The sequence below is a fragment of the Pseudomonas sp. NIBRBAC000502773 genome, from assembly GCF_006517195.1.
GTDB lineage: Bacteria > Pseudomonadota > Gammaproteobacteria > Pseudomonadales > Pseudomonadaceae > Aquipseudomonas > Aquipseudomonas marginalis.
Map to the genome: position 1 here is coordinate 5,338,121 of NZ_CP041189.1, position 24,380 is coordinate 5,362,500.

At 60.9% G+C, this 24,380-nt stretch carries 26 protein-coding genes and 1 rRNA gene (1 of these 27 cut by a window edge); 6 read left to right on the forward strand and 21 right to left on the reverse strand.

Annotation, left to right across the window (positions count from 1 at the left end; all coding sequences use genetic code 11):
* Window positions 1-13: 13 nt before the first annotated feature.
* The 5 genes from NIBR502773_RS24815 to NIBR502773_RS24835 form a co-directional block, all read right to left on the reverse strand.
* Window positions 14-1,003 carry an ABC transporter ATP-binding protein gene (locus NIBR502773_RS24815; protein ID WP_092490276.1) on the reverse strand — a complete coding sequence of 330 codons (990 nt, stop codon included), beginning with the start codon at window positions 1,001-1,003 and terminating at the stop codon, window positions 14-16.
* A complete protein-coding gene (locus NIBR502773_RS24820) occupies window positions 1,000-1,800 on the reverse strand; it encodes an ABC transporter permease (RefSeq protein WP_141157186.1) in 801 nt (266 codons plus the stop codon). The genes NIBR502773_RS24815 and NIBR502773_RS24820 overlap by 4 nt, the downstream gene beginning before the upstream one ends.
* Window positions 1,787-2,632 (reverse strand): ABC transporter permease subunit, encoded by an 846-nt coding sequence (locus NIBR502773_RS24825; RefSeq protein WP_027607116.1) that lies wholly within the window; start codon window positions 2,630-2,632, stop codon window positions 1,787-1,789. Before NIBR502773_RS24825 ends, NIBR502773_RS24820 begins: the two co-directional genes overlap by 14 nt.
* Window positions 2,629-3,435: an alkaline phosphatase family protein gene (locus NIBR502773_RS24830; protein ID WP_141157187.1), complete on the reverse strand. Its 807-nt coding sequence runs from the start codon at window positions 3,433-3,435 to the stop codon at window positions 2,629-2,631. Before NIBR502773_RS24830 ends, NIBR502773_RS24825 begins: the two co-directional genes overlap by 4 nt.
* A gap of 189 nt (window positions 3,436-3,624) precedes the next feature.
* Window positions 3,625-4,701, reverse strand: coding sequence for an ABC transporter substrate-binding protein (locus tag NIBR502773_RS24835; protein ID WP_027607118.1), 1,077 nt, complete (start codon window positions 4,699-4,701; stop codon window positions 3,625-3,627).
* 347 nt (window positions 4,702-5,048) lie between these two features.
* On the opposite strand from NIBR502773_RS24835, the gene NIBR502773_RS24840 reads away from it, so the two are divergent.
* Complete coding sequence (locus tag NIBR502773_RS24840) at window positions 5,049-5,762, forward strand: UTRA domain-containing protein (protein ID WP_065924533.1); 714 nt, start codon at window positions 5,049-5,051, stop codon at window positions 5,760-5,762.
* 19 nt (window positions 5,763-5,781) lie between these two features.
* Here the strand turns inward: NIBR502773_RS24840 and NIBR502773_RS24845 are convergent, their stop codons facing one another.
* From NIBR502773_RS24845 to soxR, 10 genes are all read right to left on the reverse strand, one after another.
* The gene (locus NIBR502773_RS24845) at window positions 5,782-6,702 is read right to left on the reverse strand and encodes a metal ABC transporter solute-binding protein, Zn/Mn family (RefSeq protein ID WP_141157188.1); all 921 of its coding nucleotides are present in this window, start codon (window positions 6,700-6,702) and stop codon (window positions 5,782-5,784) included.
* On the reverse strand, window positions 6,702-7,601 hold the full coding sequence (locus NIBR502773_RS24850) for a metal ABC transporter permease (protein WP_053128716.1): 900 nt from the start codon (window positions 7,599-7,601) through the stop codon (window positions 6,702-6,704). The genes NIBR502773_RS24845 and NIBR502773_RS24850 overlap by 1 nt, the downstream gene beginning before the upstream one ends.
* A complete protein-coding gene (locus NIBR502773_RS24855; protein WP_115488151.1) occupies window positions 7,598-8,344 on the reverse strand; it encodes a metal ABC transporter ATP-binding protein in 747 nt (248 codons plus the stop codon). The genes NIBR502773_RS24850 and NIBR502773_RS24855 overlap by 4 nt, the downstream gene beginning before the upstream one ends.
* Window positions 8,341-9,261 carry a metal ABC transporter substrate-binding protein gene (locus NIBR502773_RS24860; RefSeq protein WP_065924535.1) on the reverse strand — a complete coding sequence of 307 codons (921 nt, stop codon included), beginning with the start codon at window positions 9,259-9,261 and terminating at the stop codon, window positions 8,341-8,343. Before NIBR502773_RS24860 ends, NIBR502773_RS24855 begins: the two co-directional genes overlap by 4 nt.
* A gap of 19 nt (window positions 9,262-9,280) precedes the next feature.
* Entirely contained in the window at window positions 9,281-9,841 is a 561-nt protein-coding gene (locus tag NIBR502773_RS24865; protein ID WP_141157189.1) for a DUF6162 family protein, read from the reverse strand.
* Complete coding sequence (locus NIBR502773_RS24870) at window positions 9,838-10,161, reverse strand: hypothetical protein (protein ID WP_141157190.1); 324 nt, start codon at window positions 10,159-10,161, stop codon at window positions 9,838-9,840. The genes NIBR502773_RS24865 and NIBR502773_RS24870 overlap by 4 nt, the downstream gene beginning before the upstream one ends.
* Window positions 10,158-10,697, reverse strand: a complete 540-nt coding sequence (locus NIBR502773_RS24875; RefSeq protein ID WP_141157191.1) for a thiamine pyrophosphate-binding protein — start codon at window positions 10,695-10,697, stop codon at window positions 10,158-10,160. Before NIBR502773_RS24875 ends, NIBR502773_RS24870 begins: the two co-directional genes overlap by 4 nt.
* On the reverse strand, window positions 10,694-11,896 hold the full coding sequence (locus tag NIBR502773_RS24880; RefSeq protein ID WP_141157192.1) for a PepSY domain-containing protein: 1,203 nt from the start codon (window positions 11,894-11,896) through the stop codon (window positions 10,694-10,696). The genes NIBR502773_RS24875 and NIBR502773_RS24880 overlap by 4 nt, the downstream gene beginning before the upstream one ends.
* A 220-nt stretch (window positions 11,897-12,116) precedes the next feature.
* Window positions 12,117-12,575, reverse strand: a complete 459-nt coding sequence (locus NIBR502773_RS24885) for a VOC family protein (RefSeq protein ID WP_141157193.1) — start codon at window positions 12,573-12,575, stop codon at window positions 12,117-12,119.
* A 91-nt stretch (window positions 12,576-12,666) separates the two neighbouring features.
* Complete coding sequence (soxR, locus tag NIBR502773_RS24890; RefSeq protein ID WP_027607129.1) at window positions 12,667-13,107, reverse strand: redox-sensitive transcriptional activator SoxR; 441 nt, start codon at window positions 13,105-13,107, stop codon at window positions 12,667-12,669.
* A 99-nt stretch (window positions 13,108-13,206) separates the two neighbouring features.
* On the opposite strand from soxR, the gene NIBR502773_RS24895 reads away from it, so the two are divergent.
* Window positions 13,207-13,572 (forward strand): antibiotic biosynthesis monooxygenase, encoded by a 366-nt coding sequence (locus tag NIBR502773_RS24895; RefSeq protein ID WP_141157194.1) that lies wholly within the window; start codon window positions 13,207-13,209, stop codon window positions 13,570-13,572.
* Here NIBR502773_RS24895 and NIBR502773_RS24900 read toward each other — a convergent pair.
* Genes NIBR502773_RS24900 through msuE form a run of 4 tightly spaced genes read right to left on the reverse strand, consistent with a single transcriptional unit; the run spans window position 13,561 to window position 17,633 of the window.
* The gene (locus NIBR502773_RS24900) at window positions 13,561-14,664 is read right to left on the reverse strand and encodes a sigma-54-dependent Fis family transcriptional regulator (RefSeq protein WP_092358583.1); all 1,104 of its coding nucleotides are present in this window, start codon (window positions 14,662-14,664) and stop codon (window positions 13,561-13,563) included. The genes NIBR502773_RS24895 and NIBR502773_RS24900 overlap by 12 nt on opposite strands.
* Before the next feature lie 13 nt (window positions 14,665-14,677).
* A complete protein-coding gene (locus NIBR502773_RS24905; protein WP_027607132.1) occupies window positions 14,678-15,865 on the reverse strand; it encodes an acyl-CoA dehydrogenase family protein in 1,188 nt (395 codons plus the stop codon).
* A 55-nt stretch (window positions 15,866-15,920) separates the two neighbouring features.
* Window positions 15,921-17,060 (reverse strand): FMNH2-dependent alkanesulfonate monooxygenase, encoded by a 1,140-nt coding sequence (ssuD, locus tag NIBR502773_RS24910; protein WP_027607133.1) that lies wholly within the window; start codon window positions 17,058-17,060, stop codon window positions 15,921-15,923.
* Between the two features lie 9 nt (window positions 17,061-17,069).
* Window positions 17,070-17,633, reverse strand: a complete 564-nt coding sequence (gene msuE, locus NIBR502773_RS24915; RefSeq protein WP_027607134.1) for an FMN reductase — start codon at window positions 17,631-17,633, stop codon at window positions 17,070-17,072.
* A gap of 399 nt (window positions 17,634-18,032) precedes the next feature.
* On the opposite strand from msuE, the gene NIBR502773_RS24920 reads away from it, so the two are divergent.
* From NIBR502773_RS24920 to NIBR502773_RS24930, 3 genes are all read left to right on the forward strand, one after another.
* On the forward strand, window positions 18,033-18,302 hold the full coding sequence (locus tag NIBR502773_RS24920) for a DUF547 domain-containing protein (protein ID WP_141157195.1): 270 nt from the start codon (window positions 18,033-18,035) through the stop codon (window positions 18,300-18,302).
* A 234-nt stretch (window positions 18,303-18,536) separates the two neighbouring features.
* On the forward strand, window positions 18,537-19,697 hold the full coding sequence (locus NIBR502773_RS24925; protein ID WP_141157196.1) for a cysteine desulfurase family protein: 1,161 nt from the start codon (window positions 18,537-18,539) through the stop codon (window positions 19,695-19,697).
* A gap of 39 nt (window positions 19,698-19,736) precedes the next feature.
* A complete protein-coding gene (locus NIBR502773_RS24930) occupies window positions 19,737-21,545 on the forward strand; it encodes an aminopeptidase P family protein (protein ID WP_141157197.1) in 1,809 nt (602 codons plus the stop codon).
* Window positions 21,546-21,651: 106 nt separating this feature from the next.
* Here the strand turns inward: NIBR502773_RS24930 and NIBR502773_RS24935 are convergent, their stop codons facing one another.
* The gene (locus tag NIBR502773_RS24935) at window positions 21,652-21,933 is read right to left on the reverse strand and encodes a hypothetical protein (RefSeq protein ID WP_065939874.1); all 282 of its coding nucleotides are present in this window, start codon (window positions 21,931-21,933) and stop codon (window positions 21,652-21,654) included.
* A 165-nt stretch (window positions 21,934-22,098) separates the two neighbouring features.
* Window positions 22,099-22,986: a threonine/homoserine exporter RhtA gene (gene rhtA / locus NIBR502773_RS24940; protein ID WP_065939873.1), complete on the reverse strand. Its 888-nt coding sequence runs from the start codon at window positions 22,984-22,986 to the stop codon at window positions 22,099-22,101.
* Window positions 22,987-23,681: 695 nt separating this feature from the next.
* Here rhtA and NIBR502773_RS24950 point away from each other — a divergent pair.
* Window positions 23,682-24,380: ribosomal RNA gene (locus tag NIBR502773_RS24950) — 16S ribosomal RNA — on the forward strand (it continues 838 nt past the right edge of the window).

The following is a 24,380-nucleotide window of genomic DNA, read 5'->3' on the forward strand; positions in this document are numbered from 1 at the left end:
GATTCACTGCTGCTCAGGCTACTTCACACAGCGCACTGGGGTCGATGGAAAGTGCCAGGCGCTGGCCGTCCGGGTGCAGATCGTCCGCCGAGCGGTTGAGCACGTCCACCACCAATTCCACGCCACGGGCTTCGATACGGTAGCGGATCACGTTGCCCAGCAGGCTGTGGCTGCGCACCAGCGCGTCGAGTTCGCCGTTGCGGCTCAGTTCGATGGCCTCCGGGCGAATCGCGATGCGCCCGCTGATCGGGCGTTGCAGCAGTTGGCTGGCCTTGTCGGCGTCCAGCAGGTTGTAGTTGCCGATAAAACCGGCGGCGAATACATCCACCGGTGCGGTGTAGAGGGTCTCGGCATCGCCGCTTTGCACGATCTTGCCCTGGTTCATCAGGAAGATCCGGTCCGACATGGTCAGGGCCTCTTCCTGGTCATGGGTTACGAAAATCGTGGTCAGGCCCAGTTCGCGCTGGATCTGGCGGATCTGTTCGCGCAGGTGCTTACGAATCCGTGCATCCAGCGCCGACAGCGGCTCATCCAGCAGCAACAGGCGCGGGCGGGTGACCAGCGAACGGGCCAGGGCCACCCGCTGGCACTGGCCGCCGGACATCTGGTGCGGGTAGCGGCCGGCCAGGTCCTTGAGTTCCACCAGTTGCAGCACTTCCTGCACGCGCTTGTGGCTGTCATCGGCGTTGACCTTTTGCATGCGCAGGCCGAAGGCGACGTTCTGTTCCACGGTCATGTTGGGGAACAGCGCATAGCTCTGGAACACCATGCCGATGTTGCGTTTCTGTGGGCTCAGCGGAACGATGTCCTGGCCGTCCAGCAGGATTTTCCCACTGTCCACCGCGGTCAGGCCGGCGATGCAGCGCAGCAGGGTGGACTTGCCGCAACCGGATGGGCCGAGCAGGGTGACGAACTCACCCTTGGCGATTTCGCAGTTGATATCACTGAATACCGGGGTGCCGGCGTAGCCTTTTTGCAGGTGTTGGACGCTGACGAAGCTCATTGGCTTTTGTCCTTGTTCAAGATATTGGCGGCCCAGGTCAGCACCAGCACAAAGAAGAAATAGGAAATCACGACGGCGCTGGTGAAGTGGCCGCTGCTGTTGCGCATGTTGTTCAGGTACACCTGCAGGGTTTCGTAACGGGTGCCCACGAGGATATTGGCGAACACGAACTCACCGAACAGGAACGAGAACGACAGCAGCAGCGCCACCATCAGGCCTTTGCGCAGGTTGGGCAGCACCACGAAGAGCGCGGCCTGCCAGGTGCTGGCGCCGAGCAGTTGCGAGGCATCCATCAGGTCGCGCAGGTTGATGGCTTGCAGGTTGTTGGTGATCGCCCGGTACATGAATGGCAGCGCCACGGTGAAGTAGCAGCCGATCAGGATCCACGGCGTGCCCACCATCGCCAACGGCCCGGAACCGTACAGTTGCAGGAGGCCCACCGACGACACCACCGGCGGCACCGCAAAGGGCAGCAGGATCAGGATGTTCATCAAGGCGTCGAGCTTGGGAAAGTGGTAATGCACCACGAACAGCAGCGGCAGAATCAACACCACCGACAGGATCAACGCGCCCACGCACACCAGCAAGGATTGCCCGAAGGCCATCAGGAAGCGTGGGTCGCTCCACAGCTGCACATACCACTTCACCGTGAAGCCCGCGGGCAGAATGGTCGCCGACCAACTGCTGGCAATGGAGTAGACGAACGTGCCGATCAGCGGCAGCACCAGGATCGCGAACAACAGGTACACCACCACGCGGTGGTAGAGGGAGGCCGGGCCGGCTTCAGCGCGAGACATGGTAGCTCCTCTTGAGCAGCAGTTGATGGACCACGGTGACCACGGTCATCAGCGCCACCAGCACCACGGCCAGGGCGCTGGCCATGTTTGGATCGAGGGATACATCCCCCGACACCAGGCCGGCGATACGAATCGGCAGCACGTTGAAGTTACCGGTGGTCAGGGCGTAGACCGTCGCGTAGGCGCCCAGGGCATTGGCCAGCAGGATCACGAACGTGCCCAGCAGTGCAGGCGTGAGCACCGGCAGGCCGATGTGCCGCCAGAACTGCCAGCCATTGGCGCCCAGCAACGCAGCGGACTCGCGCCAGTCTTCGCGCAGGGCGTCAAAGGCCGGGTAGAGCAGCAGCACGCCGAGGGGGATCTGGAAGTAGGTGTAGAGGATGATCAGGCCGGTCTTGGAGTACAGGTTGAAGTCCTGAATGATCCCGGCCTGCTTGAGCATGATGGTGATGCTGCCGTTGAACCCCAGCAGGATGATGAACGCGAAGGCCAGGGGCACGCCGGCAAAGTTGCTGGTCATGTTGGCGAAGGCGGTGACGAAGTTGCGCAGCGGCGAATCCACCCGGCGCAGGGAGTAACTGCCCAGCGTGGCGATGATGATGCCGAAGATGCTCGAGTAGAAGCTGATCTCCAGGCTGAACTGGATGGCCTGCAGGTAGAACTTTGAACTGAAGATGCGCGTGAAGTTGTCCAGCCCCCAGCCGGTGTCTTCGGTCTGCAGGCTATTGATCAGCACCCACACCAGCGGGGCGATTTCGAACACGATAAAGAACAGTGCGAAAGGCACCAGGCACAGGAGGGCCAGCCATTTGCCGCGGGATATTGAACTCACTTCAGTAACTCCCGGCACACAGGTTTGTCGTGGGGTACGCCCAGCAGTTCGCAGACCGTGCCGCACAGCTCGGTCTGTTTCGGTGCGGCGTGGGTGTCCAGGCTGAAGGCATCGCCGAGGACGAACAGCGGCACTTCCCGTTCTTCCGGCAGCAGGCCGTTGTGGGAGCGGTCGTTGTTCATGCCGTGGTCGGCGGTCACCAGCACCTGGTAACCGGCATCGAGCCAGGCTTGCAGGTAGTCGGCCAGGATGATGTCGGCCGAGCGTGCGCTGTTGCGGTACTGCGGCGTGTCGAGGCCGTGCTTGTGGCCGGCGTCGTCGATGTTCATCGGGTGCACCACCAGGAAGTCCGGCGTGTGCTTGAGCCTCAGGCTGTCGGCGTCAGCGAACAGGTGGGAGTCCGGGTAGTGGTCATTCCAGTAGAAATGCCCGTGCTGGATCGCCAGCGCCTTGTCGTCGGTATGACGATCCCGGGCGGCGAGAAAGGGCGTGCGGTTATACAACTCGCTGACCCAATGGTAAGCCGCCGCTGCGGTGGTAAGGCCGGCGTCGGTGGCGTAATGGAAAATGCTGCGTTGGTTGGACAGGCGCGAGACATTGTTGTGGACGATACCGCTGTGGATCGGTGGCACGCCGGTGAGGATGCATTCGTACAGCGGGCGGGACAGGGCGGGCAGTTCACATTCCAGCTTGTAGAGGGCTGCGCGTCCTGCGCCGACATAGGCCTGCAAGTGCCCCATGGCGTGCCTTGCAACCTCGAAGTTCAGGCCGTCGAGCACGACAAGGATGACGGGGTGTTTCATGGGGGGCGACGCTCCGCAATGATTGACTTGGCTCAATTCCTCTGGAGGAACGGGGTCAAAAATGAGGGAGGGGGCTTGCCCCCGATAGCGGTGTGTCATTCAACGAATTTGTTAGCTGATCCACCGTCATCGGGGGCAAGCCCCCTCCCACATTGGATCTCCATTGGAGCTCCAATGTGGGATAAACCCTTACTTCATCTCTACGATGACCTGCTCGTTCCACAGTTGCGGCAGCTTCTTGGAAGTGGCTTCCCAGGCATCGGCATCCTTGATGGGCTGCGGGTTGGCCTTGGTGTACTGCTCGCCCGGGATCAGGTTCTTGGCGATGTCGGCCGGCAGCTTCAGGTCGGTTTCGGCGCGGATCGGACGTGCGTTGCCACGGGCCAGGTTGAGTTGGCCGGCGTCGCTGAAGATGTATTCGCGGGTCAGCTTGGCGGCGTTCGGGTGCTTGGCGTATTTGTTGATGATGGTGGTGTAGCCGGATTTCACCGAGCCGTCCGATGGGATCAGCACCACGTAGTCATCCGGGTTGGCCATCTTGGCTTTGTAGCTCAGGCCGTTGAAGTCCCAGACGATACCTACTTCGACTTCACCTTTTTCCATGGTGGCGATGGTCGGGTTGGACAGGCCGAGGCGACCTTGCTGGGCGATCTTGGTGAAGAATTGCAGGCCGGGGGCAATGTTCTTTTCATCGCCTTTATTGGCGATGGCGGCGGCGAGTACGGCGTTGGAGGCCTGGGCCGCAGTGCTCACGTCACCCACCGAGACTTTGTATTTGCCGGTTTGCAGGTCGGCCCAACTGGTTGGGACTTCGGAACCGTGCAGCAGCTTCTTGTTGACGATGAACGCGATGGTGCCGGTGTAGGCCAGGGCCCAGTGACCGTCCTTGTCTTTCGCCCAATCCGGCACCGAAGCCCAGTTGGACGGCTTGTACGGCTGGGTGACTTCCTGCTTCACCGCGATCGGGCCGAAGGCGGCGCCTACGTCGCCGATGTCGGCGCTGGCGTTGTCTTTTTCGGCCTTGAACTTGGCGATTTCCTGGGCCGAGCTCATGTCGGTGTCGATGTGCTTGAGGCCGTAGGTCTTGGCCAGGTCTTCCCAGGTGCCTTTCCAGTTGGCCCAGTCATCGGGCATGCCGACGCTGTTGACGGCACCTTCCGCCTTCGCGGCGGCTTCCAAGGTTTTTAGATCGGTATCAGCGGCCATGGCGGCGGTGCACATGGCAATGGTCGAGCCTAACAGTGATGCCAGGAAAAGCTGTTTCATCCGAAGCTCCTTTGGGCGTTTTCAACGCGGCGGTGTTTTCTACGGTGTTGTTGGTCTAGGTCAGAGCAATACCTGAGCCAATCTAGACGCGATGGATGACAGTTTCATGTCGATGTCGTTTTTAAAGCCTTGATGTCGCTCGGCGCAGACTTAGCGTAGACCATGCTCAAATGCCCGCAGGGACTGGACTTGGCCGGCGTATTGCAGGGCGTGGTGCAGGGACGCGGCAGGGACTGTCATCTGTCGGTCATCAGGAGTGCCTAGGCTGGCAAGCAGTCGTGCAAGCCCATTTATGCAGCGGTTTGTGCACCTGAACAGTGCTGGTCTAGTCCAGATAGGTAACGTTGATGCGTGATGAGGCAATTAAGGCGGTGACATCCATCGGGCTGGCGCTGCAAGAGCAGATCGACCACGGCCTGTTGCCGCCTGCAAGCAAGCTGCCCGCCGAGCGCAAGCTCAGCGAGTTGTTTGGTACCACTCGAATTACCGTGCGGGAAGCCTTGTTACAACTGGAGGCTCAAGGGCAGATTTATCGCGAGGAGCGTCGTGGCTGGTTTGTCTCGCCGCCTCGGCTGGCCTACAACCTGATGCAGCGCAGCCACTTTCACGCCATGGTCAACGACCAAGGGCGGGTGGCATCCACCGAAGTGATCAGTGCGCGGCTGCAACCGGCCTCGGCCGCGGTGTGTGCGTGGTTGCAGCTGCCGGCGTTGTCCAGGGTGATCCAGATCTGCCGGGGACGGCGGATTGACGGGCGGCTGGTGTTGTATGTGGAGCACTACCTGAACCCGCAGTATTTCCCGGGGATTCTCGAATGCGACCTGAATCAGTCGATGACCGAGTTGTATGCGCGCAAGTACGACTTGCACTACGGGCGGGTGCGCTTCGAGATCGTGCCGACCTCATTGCCGGTGGAAGCGGCGGCGGCATTGCGCGTGTCGGTGGGCAGCCCGGGCTTGCGGATCGCCCGGGTCAATTATGACCAGCACCAGCGCTTGATCGACTGTGACTTGGAATTCTGGCGGCATGATGCGATTCATGTCGGCGTGGATGTGGTTTAACCCACAAAGGCTCTGTCACTCAGCTATCCGGCGTGAGTGCCTTGATCACTTGGTCCACATTGCTCTCCAGCTCCGATACCGGGTCCGCGCCGTCGACGTTCAACACCAGCAGCGTTGAACCGCCTGCCGTGATGGCGGCTTTCACTGTGTCACTCGGCTGGCGATGATGCAGCACCACGGCCACGTCGTTGTCCTTCAGCTCGGCACTGAGCTTCTGTAACGCCTCAGGTGTCCAATCGGCGTCGGGCCGGGCATCGGTGCTGAGCAGTTCCAGATTCAAACTGCTGATCAGATAGGCAAAGTGATCGCTCAAACTGACCACACTCAGGTTGTCCGCCTTGGCCAGTCGCGCCTCGCTGTCGGCGCTGAGCTTGAGCAGGCGTTGCTTGAGGGCGGCCAGGCTGGCGTCGATCTTCGCCTTGGCGCCCGGTGCCAGGCGGCTCAGGTCGGCGGCCAGGACATCGGCCATGCGCCCCAGGTTGTTGCTCGATTGCCACGGCTGGCTGTTCAAGCCGTCGGCGACGCCAGGTTGCACGGCGATGCCCGGCAGGCCGCCATCCACCGGGCGTGCCGCATCGATTTCGACGATACGGATATTGCTGCGCCGAGACACGGGGTAGAGCGGGTCATCGGCCCACAGCGAGCGCAGGCCGATGGCAGCGTCGGCGTCCTGGGCCAGGGTGTTCAGTGCCGGCGCGCCACGGCCGGTGAAGTACGACACCTGTCGCGAGCCCGGCAGGTTGGCCGGCGCGGCGCGCTCGAGCTGCACGTCGGTGCCCTTGAGCAGCACCTGCGCCAGGCCGTAGGTGATCGGCAGCGAGGCCAGGACTTTGACCGGTTTGGCCGCGTGAGCAGCCGGTTTGCCCACGTCGGCCGCCATCAGCGGCGTGGTGATCAAGCAAGCGATGGCCAGGGCCAGAGGCTGAAGAACGGAGCGCATTATCCAAGGTTCCCTTTAAGGCTGGGCACGGTGCCGCGCGCGATGGCGGCAAGGGCGAAGGCGATACCGGCCATCAGGATGATCGCGGCACCGGAGGGGATGGGCAGGTCGAAGATGATCGGCAACAGGATCCCGCACAGGGTGCTGACGGTAGCGATCACCACCGAGATCCAGAAGAAGCCTTTGAGCGACTGGCTCAGCAGGCGTGCCGCCGCAGCCGGGATCACCAGCAGTGCGCCCACCAGGATGGCGCCGATGACCTTGACTGCCGCCACGGTGATCAGCGTCACCAGGATCACGAACAGGTAGTCCAGGGTCTTCACCGCCACACCACGCACCGCCGCCAATTGCGGGTTGAAGCTGGCGAGCATGATGCGGTTGTACAGCGGCAGCGCCAGGGCCATCACCAGGGCGCCGACAATCGCCAGTACCAGCAGGTCGTTGCCGTTGACCGTGAGCACCGAACCGAACAGCACGTTTTCGAGGATGTGCACGTTGATCTTGCCCGCCAGGATCAGCAGCAGGCTGGCGCCCAGCGCCAGGGACACCGACAGGAACACGCCGATCAAGGTGTCCGGCGCCAGGCCCGTACGGTTGCGCAGGTAGTTGAGCAGGATGCCGAACAACAGGCAGTAACCGAACAGGCTGCCATAGGGCCCGGTGTAGGGCTCACCCAGCAGGATGCCCACGGCCACGCCGGTCAGTGCGGCATGGCCGACCGCTTCGGAGAAAAACGCAAAGCGCTTGACCACCACCAGCGTGCCCAACCCGCCCAGCACCGGGCCGATGAGCAGACCGGCGAGCAGGGCGTTGACCACAAAACCATAGGCCAGTGCCTCCGGCAGGTAACCGGATGAGGCCCAGCCCTGGACCATCAGGCGAAACGCTTCATAACTCATGGCGCCGGGCTCCGCGGGTGGGTAGAGAACAGGGTCAGCAGGCGGTCCGGGGTCAGCGCCTCTTTCGGCGTGGCGTCGAACAGCAGGCGGCGGTTCAGGCCGGTGACGCGGTCGGCCAGGCGGCCCACGGCTTCCAGGTCGTGCTCGATCCACAGCACGGTGATGCCGGCCAGGCGCCAGTCATTGAGCAGGCGTTCGAACACCTGGATGCCCGCTTCATCGAGGGCCGACATCGGTTCATCCAGTACCAGCAACTGTGGCGCCGGGATCAATCCCTGGGCCAACAACACCCGCTGGCGCTCACCGCCGGACAGCGCGCCCATGCGCCGCTTGCGCTTGTCCTGCATGCCGACCCGTTCCAGCGCCTCGCCAATCGCGGCGGCGTAATGTTTGGACAACCCCAGGAACGCCGGGCGCCGCTGGCACATGGCAGCCATGAAATCGTCGACCGTCATCGGCAGGCCCCGGTCGAACTCCAGCGCCTGGGGCACATAACCGATGGTGCCGGGCGTGCCCGGCCACTGCAGGCTCAGTTGCCCCTGGTGCGGTGTTTGCCCCAGCAGAGTCTTGATCAGCGAGCTTTTGCCGCCACCATTCGGCCCCACCAGCGCATGGATGCTGCCCGGCTGCACCTGGAAGCTCACGCCGTCGAGGATCACGGTGCGGCCCAGGGTCAGGGACACCTGGTCGAAGTCGAGGGTCGGGCCGACGCTCGCGACCTTAAGTTGCTGCGCTGCGGTCATGCTCCGGACTCCTGAATCGCCCGCACCACGGTGTTGAGGTTGCCGGTCATTTCCACTTCGTATTTTTCAGCGCTGTATTCGCCGTAGGAAATATGCGACAGCGGGTACAGCTTGACCCCGGATTCGCGCTGGATGGTGTCGACATAAGTCGACGGGAAATCCATCTCCGAGAAGATCACCTTGACGTCCAAGGCGCGCAGTTCGTCGATGGTCTTCTTCAACTGGCTGGGGCTCGGTTCGATCCCGTGGGCCGGCTCGACCACGGCCGTGACTTCCAGGCCGAACTCGCGCAGCAGGTAATCGTAGGCCGCGTGCACGGTGGCGACGCGCAGGTCCGGGTTGGGGGCGCCGGTCAACTTGGCCAGGGCATCGGCCCGCATCTGCCGCAGGCGTTTGCCGTAGGCGCGGGCGTTCTGGGTGTAGGTCTTGGCATTGTCCGGGTCGAGCTTGCCCAGCTCGCGGGCGATGTTGTTGACCTGGGCAATCGACGCACTGATCGACAGGAAGGTGTGCGGGTTGACCACCTTGCCGGCACCGCGCGCGGCGTTGCCGGTGGCCGCCAGCAGCGGCACGTTGGCGTTGGCTTCGATCACCGGGATGTCCGGGCGCTCGCTGGTGGCGATCATGCGGTCGGCGAAATCGTCATGGCCGACGCCGTTGAGTACGATCACATCCAGGGTGCCGATGCGCTTGATGTCTTCGGCACGTGGCTCGTAGGCGTGGGGATTGAAGCCGGCCGGTATCAGCGGCACCACTTCGGCCTTGTCGCCGACGATATTGGCCACGTAGCTGTAATAAGGGTGCAGGGTGATGCCGATACGCAGGCGTTTAGCCGCTTCGGCATTCGCGAGGGGGGCGAGTATCAGGCTGAACAGGCCAACCAGAAACACGCGCAACAGGGGCGATGAAATAGACATGGGCAATCGGTCTTCTCGTTCAGTGACGGTGCTGGCGGGTGACGCCGGCATCGAATTGCGCGACCACCTGCTGCCAGCCGGCTGCGATCAGCGCCTGGTCAGTGAGGTCGGAGGGGGCGGCCAGGTGTGTGCTACGGTTGAGCCAGATATCCGGCTCGCTGCCCTGTACGCGCATCAGCAGTGAACCGCTGGTGGTCGGCGTCTGGCTCAGTCCCAAGTAGGCGGAACTTGCCAGCAACTGCCAGCGATGGTCGCCGCGGCTGACCGAACTGGCGTCCTGGGCAAACGGCGCGAAGCCTTCTTCGGCCAGTTGCTCGGGGGTGGGCAGGGCACTTTGCTCCTGCTGCATCAAGTGGATTTCATCCAGTGTGACCCGCAGGTCGGCGTAGATGCCTTGTTCGGCGGCGCTCAGGTCGCGGCGGGCATCCAGTTGATGGCGCGGCAGCGCCGCGACTGCCTGGGTTTCACCGTGCAGCGCCACCACCGTACCGGCCACCGCGAGGATGATCAGGCACAGCAGCAGTACGTAGAGGGTTTCGTGGCCGGCACCGGCGGGGCGAACAACCTGTGTCGTACTCATTGAGGCTGGATATCCGCTTGGTCGATTTCCACCACGTGACCGGGGCCTGCATCAAACAGCACGTAGAACTCGGCGGACGGCTTCTTGAAGGTCAGGGTGGAGTCCTGGCCGAGCTTGCCGGGCACCAGGATGGTTTCGTCATAGCCGATCACATCCAGGGTCACGCCGGGGGCACCGCTGCCGTCGGAGAAACCGCCTTTGCACTGGATCTGCTCGCCGGGGATTTCCTTGCATTCGCACATCGGGTTGTGGGCAAAGACGGTGGTGCTGAAACTGGCGCACAGCAACAGCGCGGCGCGGGACAGGCGCTTGAACATCATGGTTTGACTCCTTGCTTGTTCAGCCAGGCAATGGTGGCAGGCGAGGCCTGGCTCAGCGGGATGGAACCCTGGTGCATGGTGCCGTCCCAGCCTTCCATGGTGACCCACAGTTCGGCATCGACGGGGGTACGTTCCGGCACGGGCAGGCCGGCACCCATGCGGTACGGGGTGCCGAAGAAGATCACCCCGGCGGCACGCAGGCTGCGCGGCTTGCCGATGCGCAGGTACGTGGCCTTGACCTGGTCGGCGCAGGTGGCGCAGAGGGCGGCGTTGAAGAACTTCATCGGGCCGGCCGGGTCGGGGCGTGGGCCTTCGTTGCGGAATTCGGCCAGCGTGAGGCTCCAGGGGCCGACCTGTACGTCGCCGGCCACCCGCTCGCCGATGCCGGTGTCGCCGCGAAACAACGCGGCATCGGCGAAGTACTTGGGCATGAAGCCCAGCGGTACCAGCAACAGCAGGACATTGATGTGGAAACGCCATTTCAGCCAAAAGGTCCGCAACGGTGAAGGCGGGGTAGCGTTGGCGGACTTGCTCATGGGTTGGCCTCCGAGGTTTCAGACCGCATGGCCGGAATGGCTGCCGGCGCACGTTGTGTCTTGGCCTCACGCTTGAGAGCGTTGAGGGTGGCCAGGGCCGTGCGCTTGGTCCAGATCAACAGGCCGCTCAAGACCATCATGCTCAGCACAAGGCCGAAGAATGCCCAGATCAGCTTGATCCACAACCCGCCAAAGTCGCCGGTGTGCAGGGGGCGCATGGACTCGGTGACGAACTCCAGCTTGGTGCGGTCGGACAGCAGGTGCGACGAGGCGATTTCACCGTCATACGGGTTGATCTGAGCGGTCTGGAACATCAGCGGGTACCAGCCCCGCCCGCCGATTTGCAGGTGGCTGTAGGCATTGAGCGGCAGGCTCACGAAACTCGCCTCCAGCCCTGGGATACGTTGGGTGGCGATCGCGATCGCCTCATCCACCGGAATCATCGGCGCAGGCACGCCGGGGGCTGAGGTTGGGACTTTTTCGCGGGCGATCACCGGGACGATGGGCTCGCTGGAGATGGAGATCTGATTGTCACCCAGGATTGCCTGGATCAGGAACCAAGTGCCAGTGATGGAAATCACCGCAATAAACCAGATCGACCAGATACCGCTCAGGCGGTGGAAGTCGCCCCAGAAAATCCGCGCGCCGTGGCGGATACGCAGGGTCGGCTTGAAAAAGCCTTTCCAGAAGCGTTTGTACACCACCAGGCCGGTGACCAGTGAGGCCAGCAACGGCAAGCCGAGCAGCGACACCAGGTACCAGCCCCAGCTGAAGCCATTGGTAAACGGCACCAGCCACCAGCCGTGCAGGGCGCGGGTGAACTGACGGAAGTTGAACGACGGGCTGATGCCCTGGATCGCCCCGGTGTATGGGTTGACGTAGACCTCTACCGAGCGCCCGTCCGGGTAGCTGAGGTCGACGCTGAGGGCGAAGTGGGATTCATCCGGGCGGCTGATCGATTGGACGAAGACTTGGGGTTCGTCGCGCTTGATGGCCGCGATGACCTGGTCGTAGCTCAGTGGTTGCGCATCATCCGACGGCTTGCTCGCACGGATGTCCGGGTTGGCCAGCCACACGATTTCCTGGCTGACCACCGCCAGGGTGCCGGTGACGCAGACAATCAGTACAAAGAACCAGATGGGCAAGGCCAGCCAGCTATGGACGAGAAACCAGAGTTTTGAGCGTGACTTCTTCGACATGTGAAAGGGGGTCTTGATCAGAGGAGGGCGAGGGAGGCCCGTAAAAGGCCAGTCGTAGCTTTTGCTGACGCGACCGGCTGTATCTAAATTAAGACGGATGAGAATGAGAAATCCCCAAGATGGATATGAAAGAAAATGTTTCAGGTTCACATCCAGCGGTTTTTTACAGCGTGGGGGTATTCATGAAGTGGGGTAGGAGCCGGCGAACCGGCTCCGATGCTCAGCCTTGCTTGAACATTTCCATGGCGCGCTGACGGATCTGTTCTTCGCTGAGGTCTTCCTTGCGGGTGGCGAGGTACCAAAGATGACCGTATGGATCCTTCACGCTGCCCGAACGGTCGCCATAGAATCGGTCCTCTGGTTCGGACACCACGCTGGCGCCCGCTGCGACGGCTTGTTTGAACTGTGCGTCTACGTCGTTCACGTACAGATGCAAAGCGACACTGGTGCTTTCAGCCGGATTGCTCAGGGACATCTGATCGCAGGGCGTGCCCAGCATGATCGCCGAATCACCAATGCGCAGCTCGGCATGGCCGACCCTGCCATCGGGCATGTCCAGGCGCATGATTTGGGTGGCGCCGAAGGCCTTTTTGTAAAACTCGATAGCCTCTGAAGCTTTGTCGATGCCCATATAGGGCGTGACACTGTGATAACCCTCGGGAATGGGTTTAACGCTCATTTCGTTCTCCTTGATTGTGGTTGTGGAGGCACGGCCTCTTCACTATAGGCCATGCCCATCAAGGGCTCCGAGGGCCCCGACAAGGGGGCGTTCAGCCGGGCTCCAGCAATTGCGCCCCCGGCCCGCGCCCACCGAGCTGGTCATCCGGGTTGCGCAACGGGCACGCGTCCAGCGACAAGCATCCACACCCAATACAACCGGTGAGTTTGTCCCGCAGCAGCATCAGCTTATGGATGCGCTCGTCGAGGTCTTCCCGCCACAGCGCGGACAACCGCTCCCAATCCTGAGCGTTGGGCGTGCGCCCTTCCGGCAACGTCTGCAACGCCTCGCCAATCGTTGCCAGTGGAATTCCCAGGCGCTGGGCGATCTTGATCACCACCACCCGGCGCAGTACATCCCGTGGATAGCGTCGTTGATTGCCGGCATTGCGATGACTCTTGATCAGCCCCTTGGTTTCGTAGAAGTGCAGGGCCGTAACAGCTACACCGCTACGGGCTGCCAGTTGGCCGACGGTGAGCTCTTTGGTAACCATGAATACTCCAATTAAGCGCTTGACCTTGACTTAACTAGAGGTTTTACCCTGCGTGGTATCGAATCACAAGATTCTGCCTACAGAGAAAGGAGAGTGTTCATGCCGGTATCAGAGAAGAATCGCAGTTTCACTCAACTGATCGAGTTTCACATCGAGCCCCAGCAACAAGTGGCGCTGGTGGCGGCCTTGTCCACCCAAAGTGAACGCCTGGCCCAGGGCCATGGCGGCTTTATCAATGCGAGCGTGCAGGTCAGCGAAGACGGGCGGCGGGTGCTCAATTACCTGCAATGGCGCTCCCGCGCGGACGGCGAAGCGGCGTTCCAATGCTTTGAGCACGGCGAGGAAGATTTCTGGACGCTGATTCGCGCCCACCAGGCCACGGCCGTGACCTTTGATTCGTTCCAGGTACTGCGCAGTTTCGAACGCAGCCATGACAACGCGTTGCACTGTCGCCTAAATGGATAGGTGCAGCATGCGCTCGCCCTGCACGTTTTCTCCAGGGCGACGCTTGTTCACCGCCAACTCGCCGATCTTGATCAGGCGCGTGCGCGTGACGTTGCGGCTCAGGCCCAGCAAGTTGGCGGTGTGCACCTGGTTGTAATGGCTGAAGCGGTAGGCGGCGCGCAATAGCGCGTCTTCAACCTTTTCGTGCAGGGCACCGGCCTGTTCTTCGAAGAGCTTTTGAAACGCGCGCTCCAGCAAGGCTTCGGCGCTGTTGTCGGTGCCGTGCTGGCTGTCGTCCTGGCGCTCGATGCGCATGTTTGACAGGCGCAGGTCGTCGCGTTCGATCACACCGTTACGGCAGATCAGCAGGGTGTGGTGGATCACGTTTTCCAATTCGCGGATGTTGCCTGGCCAGCTGTAGCTCTTTAGCTTGTGTTCGGCCTCGCGGCTGATGGTGATCGGGCCGTAGCCCAGGCGTTGGCTGTAGGCTTCGATAAAGTGCCGGGTCAGCGGCAGGATATCGCCGGGGCGCTCGCGCAGCGGGCTGAGTTCCAGGCTGACGACGTCGAGGCGGTAGTAGAGGTCTTCGCGGAAATGTCCGGCGTTGATGGCCTTTTCCAGCTGCACGTTGGTGGCGGCCAGTACCCGCACATCGATCGGAATGCTCTTACGCGACCCCAGGCGCACCACTTCGCGCTCCTGTAGGACGCGCAGCAGCTTGACCTGGATGGGCATCGGCAAATCGCCGATTTCATCGAGGAACAAGGTGCCACCATCGGCCTCTTCGAACCAGCCGGCCTTGGCGCTGAGGGCGCCGGTAAACGCGCCTTTTTCATGGCCGAACAACTCGGCTTCCACCAGGGATTCGGAGAACGCGCCGCAGTTCACCGCCACGAACGGCCGGTTGCGCCGCGCGCTGAGGTTGTGGATGTGGCGCGCCACCAGCTCTTTACCGGTACCGGTCTCGCCGATGATCAGCACGCTGGCTTCGCTGGGCGCCACTTGCTGGATGTGGTCGAGCAGCGCCTTGGATTTCGGGTCTTCGAAGACCTGGGCCGTGGCGCGGATCGACGTCGCAAGGGCGGGCGAGGGCGGTAAGGTTAGAAGCTGCATGGGCACCTCTTTTTTATGAGTAGAACGTCGGAATCGGCAGGGATTGGTTCAACGCCCAGTCCCCCAGCTCGTGGAGTTTGTAGTCGACCGGGTCGTGCAGGGTTTGCGTGCGCAGGTTGCGCCAATGGCGATCCAGGCGCAGAGACGCGTGGGTGGAGCGCGCCCCGGTGACTTCAAACAGGCGGCTGCACAGGTCCAGGCCTTGGCGGGTGGCGGCGACCTTGGCGGTCGCAATGGCAATCGCCAGTTGACCGCGTTCGTTTTCGCTGAGGTTGGGGCCTTTTGCCCAGGCCTGGTCGAGCAGCTCTGCAGCGCGTTCCACCAACAGGCGCACACCCTCCAGGGCCACCCAGAATTCGCCGTAGTGATGCAGCACGTAAGGGTCCTGGCGCACGTCTTCGGCCGAGGACTTGTGCCAGGAACGGGTCTCGGTGAGCGTGTAGTTGCGCGCTTCTTCGAAGGCACCTTCGGCGATGCCGAGGAACATATGGGTGAAGGTCAACTGGGCGATCAGCGGGCGCAGGCAGGCAAAAGGCGTGCTCAGCGGGCCTGGGTCGAGCAGCAATTCCGACTCCTCGACGCGCACCCGTTCGAAGCTGGCGCTGCCGCTGTCGGTCTGGCGCTGGCCGATATTGTTCCAGTCGTTGTGCAGGGTGATGCCACTGCGCCCGCTGGGGATGGCGGCGATCAGCAGCTTGCCGCCGGCGCTTTCATCCACCGCCGAGGCAATCAGCATTTCCGAGTCGCTGGCGCCGGAGCAGAAGCTTTTTTTGCCGGAGAACTCGCGCCAGCCGCCGAAGTCCTTGACCACGGTGCGTGTGTCCAATGGGTTGAGGGCGTTGCCCCAGAACCAGTTTTTGCGCGCGGTCTGTTCGAACCAGGGTTGCCATTGGTCCGGCCGCGAGAACAGGCGCACGGTGGCGAGCATCAGGTGGTGGAAGCCGAAGACGTGGGCAATGGAGCTGTCGACCTTGGCGAACTCGCGCACGATGGCCAGGGTGTCACTCCAGCGGGCGCCGAGGCCGCCGTATTGGGTGGGAATGCTCAGGGCCAGCAGGCCGCTTTGGCGCAGGGCGTCACGTTCGGTCTTGGGGGTGCCACCGCGCTCGTCGCGTTCGACGGCGGTGAGGGCGAATTCGGCGGCCAGCAGTCTGGCGGTCTGCAACGGTGATGGCAGGACGCTATGGGGTTTGGCTGTCACGGGTTTTCCTCTTTATAAGCGGGAACGACCAATGCCGCTCCCGCCGCTGCGCCGATCAGGCCTTGGCTGGCAGAACATCGTTGGCGATCATTTCGCCGAACGGGCCAGTGAGGTTAGTGATGCCGCGTCCGGCCAGGCTGGCATAGGGTTCCGGCAGCAGCGGGAACACCAGCTCGGCAAAGCGATAGGCTTCTTCCAGATGCGGGTAGCCGGAGAAGATGAAGCTTTCGATGCCCAGGTCGGCGTATTCCTTGATGCGCTCGGCCACTTGCCGGGGGTTGCCCACCAGCGCGGTACCGGCACCGCCGCGTACCAGGCCGACACCGGCCCACAGGTTGGGGGCGATTTCCAGGTTGTCGCGGCGCCCGTCATGCAGGGCGGCCATGCGGCGCTGGCCTTCGGAGTCGAAGCGCGAGAAGGATTTTTGCGCGGCGGCGATGGTTTCGTCGCTGATGTGCTCGATCAGCTTGTCGGCGGCTTTCCACGCGTCTTCTTCGGTCTCGCGCACGATCACGTGCAGACGAATGCCGAACTTCACCGTACGCCCGTGGCGGGCAGCGCGTTCACGTACATCCGCGAGTTTTTCGGCGACGGCGGCGGGCGGTTCGCCCCAGGTCAGGTACACGTCCACCTGTTCGGCGGCGAGGTCGTGGGCGGCATCCGAGGAACCGCCGAAATACAACGGTGGATAAGGCTTTTGCACCGGTGGGTAAAGCGCCTTGGCGTTCTGCACTCGCAGGTGTTTGCCTTCGAAGTCCACTGATTCGCCCTGCAATACGCGGCGCCAAATTTGCAGGAATTCGTCGGAGACTTCGTAGCGTTCGCTGTGGTCGAGGAAGCTGCCGTCGCCGCGGTTCTCATCGGGATCACCACCGGTGACCACATTGATCAGCAGGCGACCGTTGGACAGGCGATCCAGGGTCGCCGCCATGCGCGCAGAAACGGTCGGCGAGATGATGCCCGGGCGAATCGCCACCAGGTAACGCAGGCGCTCGGTCAGCGGCACCAGTGCCGAGGCGATGACCCAGGAGTCTTCGCACGAGCGGCCGGTAGGAATCAACACGCCGTGGTAACCCAGGCTGTCAGCCGCCTGCGCGACTTGCTTCAGATAATTGAGGGTGACCGGCCGTGCACCTTGGGTGGTTCCCAGGTAATGACCGTCGCCATGTGTTGGCAGAAACCAGAAAACATCCATGACCAATCCTTAAGCGATTTTCAGCAGAGAGGGGGAGTGCGCTGCAAACAACGGCGCTGCGCGTTCTGCCGCAAGGCGTATACGGCCCTTCAGGGGCTCACTGGTTATTTGGTAATCGGTGAAGTCGGCCTCGGTGGCGTACACCCCGATCGGCAGGGTCAGGGCCTGGAAGAAGCTGAACAGCGGACGCAGTTGGTGATCGAGAACCAGCGCGTGGCGCTCGCTGCCGCCGGTGGCTGCGAGTAATACCGGTGTGTCGATCAGGGCGTTGAGGCCAACCAGGTCAAACAGATGCTTGAGCAGGCCTGGGTAGGAACCGCGATAGACCGGTGCGGCGACGATCAGCAGGTCGGCCTGTTCGATGGCCACCAGTTGGGCTTCGACCTCGGCGGGCAACTCATCCCGTGACAGCGCACCACCGAGCGGCCGGGCAATGTCGCCCAGCTCGATCAGGGTGGTCTGGATCGGCAGCAAGGTCGCCAATTCAGCCAGTACGGCTTGGGTCAGCACGAGGGTACGGGACGGGCGCCAGGTTCCGCCGGAGAGGGCAACGACATTCAGGGGACGGGTCATGAACAGTTCCTTTATCAACAGTGGTTCATAGCAGGTGGAGTGCAACCTGTTGAGCAAGAGCTGTACCAACGGGTGCAGGCCTTGATTGGCGTGGGTTGCAGGTTCACTGCTGAAAAATGCTGCTGTTGTCTGACTGGTGATTTGTTGAATGGCTGTTGCCTGGCAAACAGTTGCGTGGCGAACAGTGCAGTTGCGGTGCAAGTCCTTTATAGAGCGTTGCATTTATTCCGTAAATGAACGTATTTCCATATTTATAGATCATAAGGAAATATGAGGGGGTGGCTATCGAGGGGGCGTTGGCGGTTGATAGCGACTATCACGGACGGTGATTTTTCACTCTGTGAGGTCGGGAGTAGCCTGTGTTCATTGACTCGAAACCTTCTTTCCAGGGCTACCTCCATGAACCGATTTCTTGCTGTTTGCTTAGTGATTGTCAGCGCCGTACTCGCCGGCTGTGCGAGCCATTCATCGCCGGAATTGCGTCCCTACACGGCCGAAGAGAGCAAGCAACTGGCCCTGGAAGCGCTGAGCCGTCGTGGCTTGTCGTTTGATGAATATCAACAGCAGCGCGCCGCACTGACCGGCCAGCCACAGAAGCCCTTCGGATTTGATCGCCAGGGCGAAATGAACGCCGAGCGCAACGTGGTTTTGCATGGTCGTCCCAGTTGAGTTGGCACTGCGCAGCAAAAAGCCCGAGGCTTCCCTTGAAGGAACCTCGGGCTTTTTGTTTGCCATGGCACGACTTCAGCCTGTTAAGCTGAATTTCAGGAGCGTTCCTACGCACATTTACTTAAAGTTGTCCTTCTTTAATGGCATTCGATCCGGTAAACCTGACGACCTCTGTTCCGGCCGATGCCCCTGAGACGCTGCTCTCGGGAACCTGCTCTGCGAGTCTTGACTGTCATGAATAAACGTCCGCTGTATTTCGACTACGCCGCTACCACCCCGGTGGACGAACGCGTCATCCTGGTGATGGTCGAGTGTCTTGGCTTCAACGCCAACTTCGGTAACCCTGCGTCCAGTTCCCATGCGTTCGGCCAGGCGGCCCGGCAAACGGTTGAACAGGCGCGCAGCCAAGTGGCCGGGCTGGTCGGCGCACAGCCTGAGCAGATCGTCTGGACCTCCGGCGCTACTGAGTCCAACAACCTCGCGATCAAGGGCGTTGCCCAGGCGCGTGGCGTGGCGGGCGGGCATATCATCACCAGCCAGATTGAACACAAGGCCACGCTGGACACCGCGCGGCAGCTGCAGGAAGCCGGTGTGGCCGTGACTTACCTGGTGCCGGACGCCGACGGATTGATCAGCGCCGAGGCCGTCAGCGAGGCATTGCGTGAAGATACCTTTCTGGTATCGCTGATGCTGGTGAATAACGAACTGGGCACCCTCAATGACATCCCGGCTATCGGCGCACGTGTGCGTGAGCATGGCGCCTTGTTGCATGTGGACGCGGCGCAAGGGGCGGGCAAGGTGGCGATCGATTTGGCGCAGTGGCCGGTGGACCTGATGTCGTTTTCCGCGCACAAGCTGTATGGCCCCAAGGGGATTGGCGCGCTGTATGTCGGCCCTCGGGCGCAACAGAAAGTGTCGGCACAGATTCATGGTGGCGGCCACGAGGGGGGCTTGCGCTCCGGTACCCTGGCCACCCATCAGATTGCGGGCATGGGCGCGGCATTCGCCTTGGCGGCGGCGTCTTTTGCGCAGGAGAAGGTAGTCATCATGGCCTTGCGCCAGCGCCTGCTGGATCAGTTGGATACGGTCGGTGGCGTGCGCCTCAATGGCAGCCCTGCGCAGCGCATTCCTCACACCCTCAGCCTTACGTTCAGCGAAGGTGAATTCGACGCTGCTGCGTTGAGTGCGGGCATCGCTTTTTCGGCGACCTCGGCCTGCAACTCCGCGAGCAATGCGCCTTCCCACGTGCTGCTTGCGTTGGGCCTTGACGCACGTTCTGCCGGCCGCACCATACGTTTGAGCCTGGGCCGGTTTACCACCGAGCAGGACATCGACCAGGCCGTGCAATTGATCAAGGCCGCACTGGCCAGCGCACCGGCGTTCTGGGCCGTCTGATTTTCACATAACAATTATTAGTGGTTAGCAGGAGACACAATGAGTACGCAGCCTTTGACCCATGGAACGGTTCCCCAGCGCTTGGCGCATACCCGCGAACTGATGCGCCGCGAGGGCATTCACGCCCTGCTGGTGCCGTCGGCTGACCCGCATTTGTCCGAGTACCTGCCGGGTTACTGGCAGGGGCGCCAATGGTTGTCGGGGTTCCATGGTTCGGTAGGCACGCTGATTGTCACTGCGGATTTCGCCGGTGTCTGGGCCGACAGCCGTTACTGGGAGCAGGCGATCAAGGAGCTCAAGGGCAGTGGCATTGAATTGGTCAAGCTGCAACCGGGCCAACCCGGGCCGTTGGAGTGGCTGGCCGAGCAGACGCCGGAAGGCGGTGTGGTGGCGGTGGACGGTGCGGTCATGGCTGTCGCGTCGGCGCGCACCTTGGGCGCCAGGCTGGCAGAGCGCGGGGCGCGCCTGCGGACCGATATCGACGTACTCGATGCAGTTTGGAAGGACCGTCCGAGCCTGCCGAGCCAGCCGATCTATCAGCATCTGCCACCGCAAGCGACCGTCAGCCGTGGCGATAAACTTGCCGCACTGCGCGCCAGTTTGAAAGAGAAGGGCGCCGACTGGCACTTCATCGCCACCCTGGATGACATCGCCTGGCTGTTCAACCTGCGCGGCGGCGATGTTTCGTTTAATCCGGTGTTTGTGTCGTTTGCGTTGATCAATCAACAACAGGCCACGTTGTTTGTGGCGCTGAGTAAAGTCGACGCGGACCTGCGTGCGGTGCTTGCGCAGGATGGTGTGACGTTGCGCGACTACAGCGACGTGGCGGATGCACTGCGTGCGGTGCCATCGGGCGCCAGCATGCAGGTTGACCCGGCCCGCGTTACTGCCGGTCTGCTGGAAAACCTGGATCCCGGCGTCAAGCTGATCGAAGGGCTGAACCCGACGACGCTGGCCAAATCCCGCAAGAGCCTGGCGGACGCGGAGCACATCCGCCGAGCCATGGAACAGGACGGCGCGGCGCTGTGCGAATTCTTCGCCTGGCTGGACAGTGCACTCGGACGTGAACGCATCACTGAATTGACCATCGATGAACACTTGACGGCTGCGCGCACCCGTCGCCCCGATTACGTGTCGCTGAGTTTCAATACCATCGCAGCGTTCAATGCCAATGGGGCCATGCCGCATTACCACGCCACCGAAGAAGAGCATGCGGTAATCGAAGGCGACGGCTTGCTGCTGATCGACTCGGGTGGCCAGTATTTGGGCGGTACCACGGATATCACGCGGATGGTGCCTATCGGTACGCCGAGCGACGAACAGAAACGTGACTGCACCCGTGTGCTGAAGGGCGTGATTGCACTGTCACGTGCGCATTTCCCCAAGGGCATTCTATCGCCGCTGCTGGATTCCATTGCCCGTGCGCCGATCTGGGCCGAAGGCGTGGACTACGGTCACGGTACCGGGCACGGCGTAGGGTACTTCCTCAATGTGCATGAAGGCCCACAAGTGATCGCCTACCAGGCCGCCACTGCGCCGCAAACCGCGATGCAGCCAGGTATGATCACCTCCATCGAACCGGGCACCTACCGCCCTGGACGTTGGGGCGTGCGTATAGAGAACCTGGTATTGAACCGCGAGGCAGGCAAGACCGAGTTTGGTGAGTTCCTCTCGTTTGAAACCCTGACCTTGTGCCCGATCGACACCCGTTGCCTGGAGCCGTCGCTGCTTACGGCGGAAGAGCGCGAGTGGTTCAACGCCTATCACGCCCAGGTGCGTGAGCGCCTGAGCCCGCTACTCAGCGGTGCTGCGTTGGAGTGGTTGCAGGTGCGCACGACGGCTATTTGATCTGTTGCAAAATCAGGAGCTGCAATAATTCAGTTGCAGCGCCGCGATGGCGTGAGGTTGTATCAGGCATGTGGATGAGCAGTCGCTGGTGACTGCTCGGAAAAGATCACTTGCAGATAACGATCATGCTGCGGCTGGTATAGCCGGCAGGGTTTAGGCCGAAGGGGTAGTCCCCTGGTTCCTCGGAATTGTCACCGGACTTGGCGATAACTCGGTAGCCCTTCGCGCCACAAGAGTTGGTTGCACTGGTGTAGCACTGGTCCCAGGAAGAAGACAGGCCGGAACAGTTGATATGCAGCCCTTTTTTGCCGCGTTTTACTTCTGTCTTGGTAGTCGCGGCACAGCCAGCAAGGGCCACGACCATTAACAGTATCAAAATTCGCTTCATTCCCATCCTTATATAGCCGCTTCACAATGCTCGAAGTCGGCTCTACTCGCTCTCGAGTGTAGCGTTCGCGCTGTCCTTGTCGAAAAACTCCATGAATGACATTCGTTTGCAGTTTAAACATGGCCTAAATACGCGGCAAATACCAGAGCAACTTTCAAAGATGATTCAATCCGCCGGAACCAGCGGCTTGGAGTCATTGCGCATTGTCAACGTCGCACCTACCGAGGCCATGATGATGCAACTTATGGCCAGCCATTGCGGTAGGGATAGATGTTCCTGTAGGAAGAAAAGTCCTGAGAGCGCACCGAAAGCAGGCTCAATGCTCATAAGCGTTCCGAATGTGCGGGCGGGGAGGCGTGTCAGCGCAACCATCTCCAGGGTGTAGGGAAGTGCCGTGGACAGAATCGCGACACCAATGGCGACAGGGATCAATGCCGGGGTCAGTAGTGCGGTACCGGCGTGGACAATGCCGATGGGCGCAACAAACAGGGCGGCGATCATTACGCCCAGAGCGGCGGTCTGGACGCCGTTGTCGTTGCCTGCTTTCTGTCCGAACAGAATGTAGAGTGCCCAGCAAGCCCCTGCCCCCAAAGCATAGGTCGCACCAGCCAGGTCGATTCCGCTGCTGGCTTCCCCCGTGGGGATCAACAGGAGCAGGCCGATGATAGCGAGTGCTATCCACAGGAAGTCTACCGCTCGGCGCGATGCGTAGATCGCGACGGCGAGCGGTCCGGTGAATTCAAGGGCTACGGCGATGCCCAACGGAACGCTGCGCAAGGACATATAGAAGAGGAAATTCATGCCGCCCAAGGCCATGCCGTAAACAACTACTGTTCGCAGGGATTTTGCGGTCAGCCTGGCGCGCCATGGTCGCAAGATGAGCAACATGATTACGCTGGCGAAGATCAGGCGCAGGGTTGTGGTGCCCTGGGCTCCGACAATCGGGAACATGCTCTTGGCCAGTGAGGCTCCGGACTGGATGGAGGCCATGGCGATTAACAGCAGGCCGACAGGAAACAATGCCGAGGCCAGGCTGCGGGGGGAGGTGGTCATTGGGGCGTTCGTCCGAGGTCATATTCGAGAAGCAGAGGCGGCTATGATGCTTAACTGTTCGGAATTGAGCAATATATTGCTCAGTTTGATTCGGAGACGGCATATATAGAGGGATTCAAAGGTTGTTAGGTGCTTTGATAGAAAAACCAAATTAATGGTTGACGGCAGATTGTAGACGTCTATAATTCGGCCCACTTCCGGCGCAGTCGAAACGTAAAACTCCTTGTTAAACAATGAGTTATGCAGAATAAGGCAGCGGATTGCTTCAGTTCATCGAAGCCTAGAAGGAGTTGGTAGGGTCATGTTGTTTGACGCTATTAACGATTCGATCTTCTCGGTCGAAAGCGGAGAAAAAGAGGTGTTGACAGCAGCGTGTAACGCTGTAGAATTCGCCTCCCGCTGACGAGAGATCGCAAGCGCAAGTGGTTGAAGTTGTTGAAGAAATCTTCGAAAGCTTCTGAAAATAATCACTTGACAGCAAATGAGGCTGCTGTAGAATGCGCGCCTCGGTTGAGACGAAAGCTCTTAACCAACCGCTCTTTAACAACTGAATCAAGCAATTCGTGTGGGTGCTTGTGGAGTCAGACTGATAGTCAACAAGATTATCAGCATCACAAGTTACTCCGCGAGAAATCAAAGAATAACCAACGATTGCTGAGCCAAGTTTAGGGTTTCTTAAAAACCCAAAGATGTTTGAACTGAAGAGTTTGATCATGGCTCAGATTGAACGCTGGCGGCAGGCCTAACACATGCAAGTCGAGCGGTAGAGAGAAGCTTGCTTCTCTTGAGAGCGGCGGACGGGTGAGTAATGCCTAGGAATCTGCCTGGTAGTGGGGGATAACGTTCGGAAACGGACGCTAATACCGCATACGTCCTACGGGAGAAAGCAGGGGACCTTCGGGCCTTGCGCTATCAGATGAGCCTAGGTCGGATTAGCTAGTTGGTGGGGTAATGGCTCACCAAGGCGACGATCCGTAACTGGTCTGAGAGGATGATCAGTCACACTGGAACTGAGACACGGTCCAGACTCCTACGGGAGGCAGCAGTGGGGAATATTGGACAATGGGCGAAAGCCTGATCCAGCCATGCCGCGTGTGTGAAGAAGGTCTTCGGATTGTAAAGCACTTTAAGTTGGGAGGAAGAGCCATTACCTAATACGTGATGGTTTTGACGTTACCGACAGAATAAGCACCGGCTAACTCTGTGCCAGCAGCCGCGGTAATACAGAGGGTGCAAGCGTTAATCGGAATTACTGGGCGTAAAGCGCGCGTAGGTGGTTTGTTAAGTTGGATGTGAAATCCCCGGGCTCAACCTGGGAACTGCATTCAAAACTGACTGACTAGAGTATGGTAGAGGGTGGTGGAATTTCCTGTGTAGCGGTGAAATGCGTAGAT

Excerpts from the sequence above, each read along its gene's own strand:
- NIBR502773_RS24820 (WP_141157186.1), bottom strand. The coding sequence starts at position 1,800 with ATGTCTCGCGCTGAAGCCGGCCCGGCCTCCCTCTACCACCGCGTGGTG.
- NIBR502773_RS24860 (WP_065924535.1), bottom strand. The coding sequence starts at position 9,261 with ATGTCTATTTCATCGCCCCTGTTGCGCGTGTTTCTGGTTGGCCTGTTC.
- NIBR502773_RS24930 (WP_141157197.1), top strand. The coding sequence starts at position 19,737 with ATGAGTACGCAGCCTTTGACCCATGGAACGGTTCCCCAGCGCTTGGCG.
- NIBR502773_RS24870 (WP_141157190.1), bottom strand. The coding sequence starts at position 10,161 with ATGATGTTCAAGCGCCTGTCCCGCGCCGCGCTGTTGCTGTGCGCCAGT.
- rhtA (WP_065939873.1), bottom strand. The coding sequence starts at position 22,986 with ATGACCACCTCCCCCCGCAGCCTGGCCTCGGCATTGTTTCCTGTCGGC.
- msuE (WP_027607134.1), bottom strand. The coding sequence starts at position 17,633 with ATGACCCGTCCCCTGAATGTCGTTGCCCTCTCCGGCGGAACCTGGCGC.
- NIBR502773_RS24845 (WP_141157188.1), bottom strand. The coding sequence starts at position 6,702 with ATGCGCTCCGTTCTTCAGCCTCTGGCCCTGGCCATCGCTTGCTTGATC.
- NIBR502773_RS24815 (WP_092490276.1), bottom strand. The coding sequence starts at position 1,003 with ATGAGCTTCGTCAGCGTCCAACACCTGCAAAAAGGCTACGCCGGCACC.
- NIBR502773_RS24835 (WP_027607118.1), bottom strand. The coding sequence starts at position 4,701 with ATGAAACAGCTTTTCCTGGCATCACTGTTAGGCTCGACCATTGCCATG.
- NIBR502773_RS24935 (WP_065939874.1), bottom strand. The coding sequence starts at position 21,933 with ATGAAGCGAATTTTGATACTGTTAATGGTCGTGGCCCTTGCTGGCTGT.
- NIBR502773_RS24885 (WP_141157193.1), bottom strand. The coding sequence starts at position 12,575 with ATGAGCGTTAAACCCATTCCCGAGGGTTATCACAGTGTCACGCCCTAT.
- NIBR502773_RS24875 (WP_141157191.1), bottom strand. The coding sequence starts at position 10,697 with ATGAGCAAGTCCGCCAACGCTACCCCGCCTTCACCGTTGCGGACCTTT.
- NIBR502773_RS24850 (WP_053128716.1), bottom strand. The coding sequence starts at position 7,601 with ATGAGTTATGAAGCGTTTCGCCTGATGGTCCAGGGCTGGGCCTCATCC.
- NIBR502773_RS24865 (WP_141157189.1), bottom strand. The coding sequence starts at position 9,841 with ATGAGTACGACACAGGTTGTTCGCCCCGCCGGTGCCGGCCACGAAACC.
- soxR (WP_027607129.1), bottom strand. The coding sequence starts at position 13,107 with ATGGTTACCAAAGAGCTCACCGTCGGCCAACTGGCAGCCCGTAGCGGT.
- NIBR502773_RS24920 (WP_141157195.1), top strand. The coding sequence starts at position 18,033 with ATGAACCGATTTCTTGCTGTTTGCTTAGTGATTGTCAGCGCCGTACTC.
- NIBR502773_RS24830 (WP_141157187.1), bottom strand. The coding sequence starts at position 3,435 with ATGAAACACCCCGTCATCCTTGTCGTGCTCGACGGCCTGAACTTCGAG.
- NIBR502773_RS24925 (WP_141157196.1), top strand. The coding sequence starts at position 18,537 with ATGAATAAACGTCCGCTGTATTTCGACTACGCCGCTACCACCCCGGTG.
- NIBR502773_RS24895 (WP_141157194.1), top strand. The coding sequence starts at position 13,207 with ATGCCGGTATCAGAGAAGAATCGCAGTTTCACTCAACTGATCGAGTTT.
- NIBR502773_RS24900 (WP_092358583.1), bottom strand. The coding sequence starts at position 14,664 with ATGCAGCTTCTAACCTTACCGCCCTCGCCCGCCCTTGCGACGTCGATC.
- NIBR502773_RS24880 (WP_141157192.1), bottom strand. The coding sequence starts at position 11,896 with ATGTCGAAGAAGTCACGCTCAAAACTCTGGTTTCTCGTCCATAGCTGG.
- NIBR502773_RS24855 (WP_115488151.1), bottom strand. The coding sequence starts at position 8,344 with ATGACCGCAGCGCAGCAACTTAAGGTCGCGAGCGTCGGCCCGACCCTC.
- NIBR502773_RS24840 (WP_065924533.1), top strand. The coding sequence starts at position 5,049 with ATGCGTGATGAGGCAATTAAGGCGGTGACATCCATCGGGCTGGCGCTG.
- ssuD (WP_027607133.1), bottom strand. The coding sequence starts at position 17,060 with ATGGATGTTTTCTGGTTTCTGCCAACACATGGCGACGGTCATTACCTG.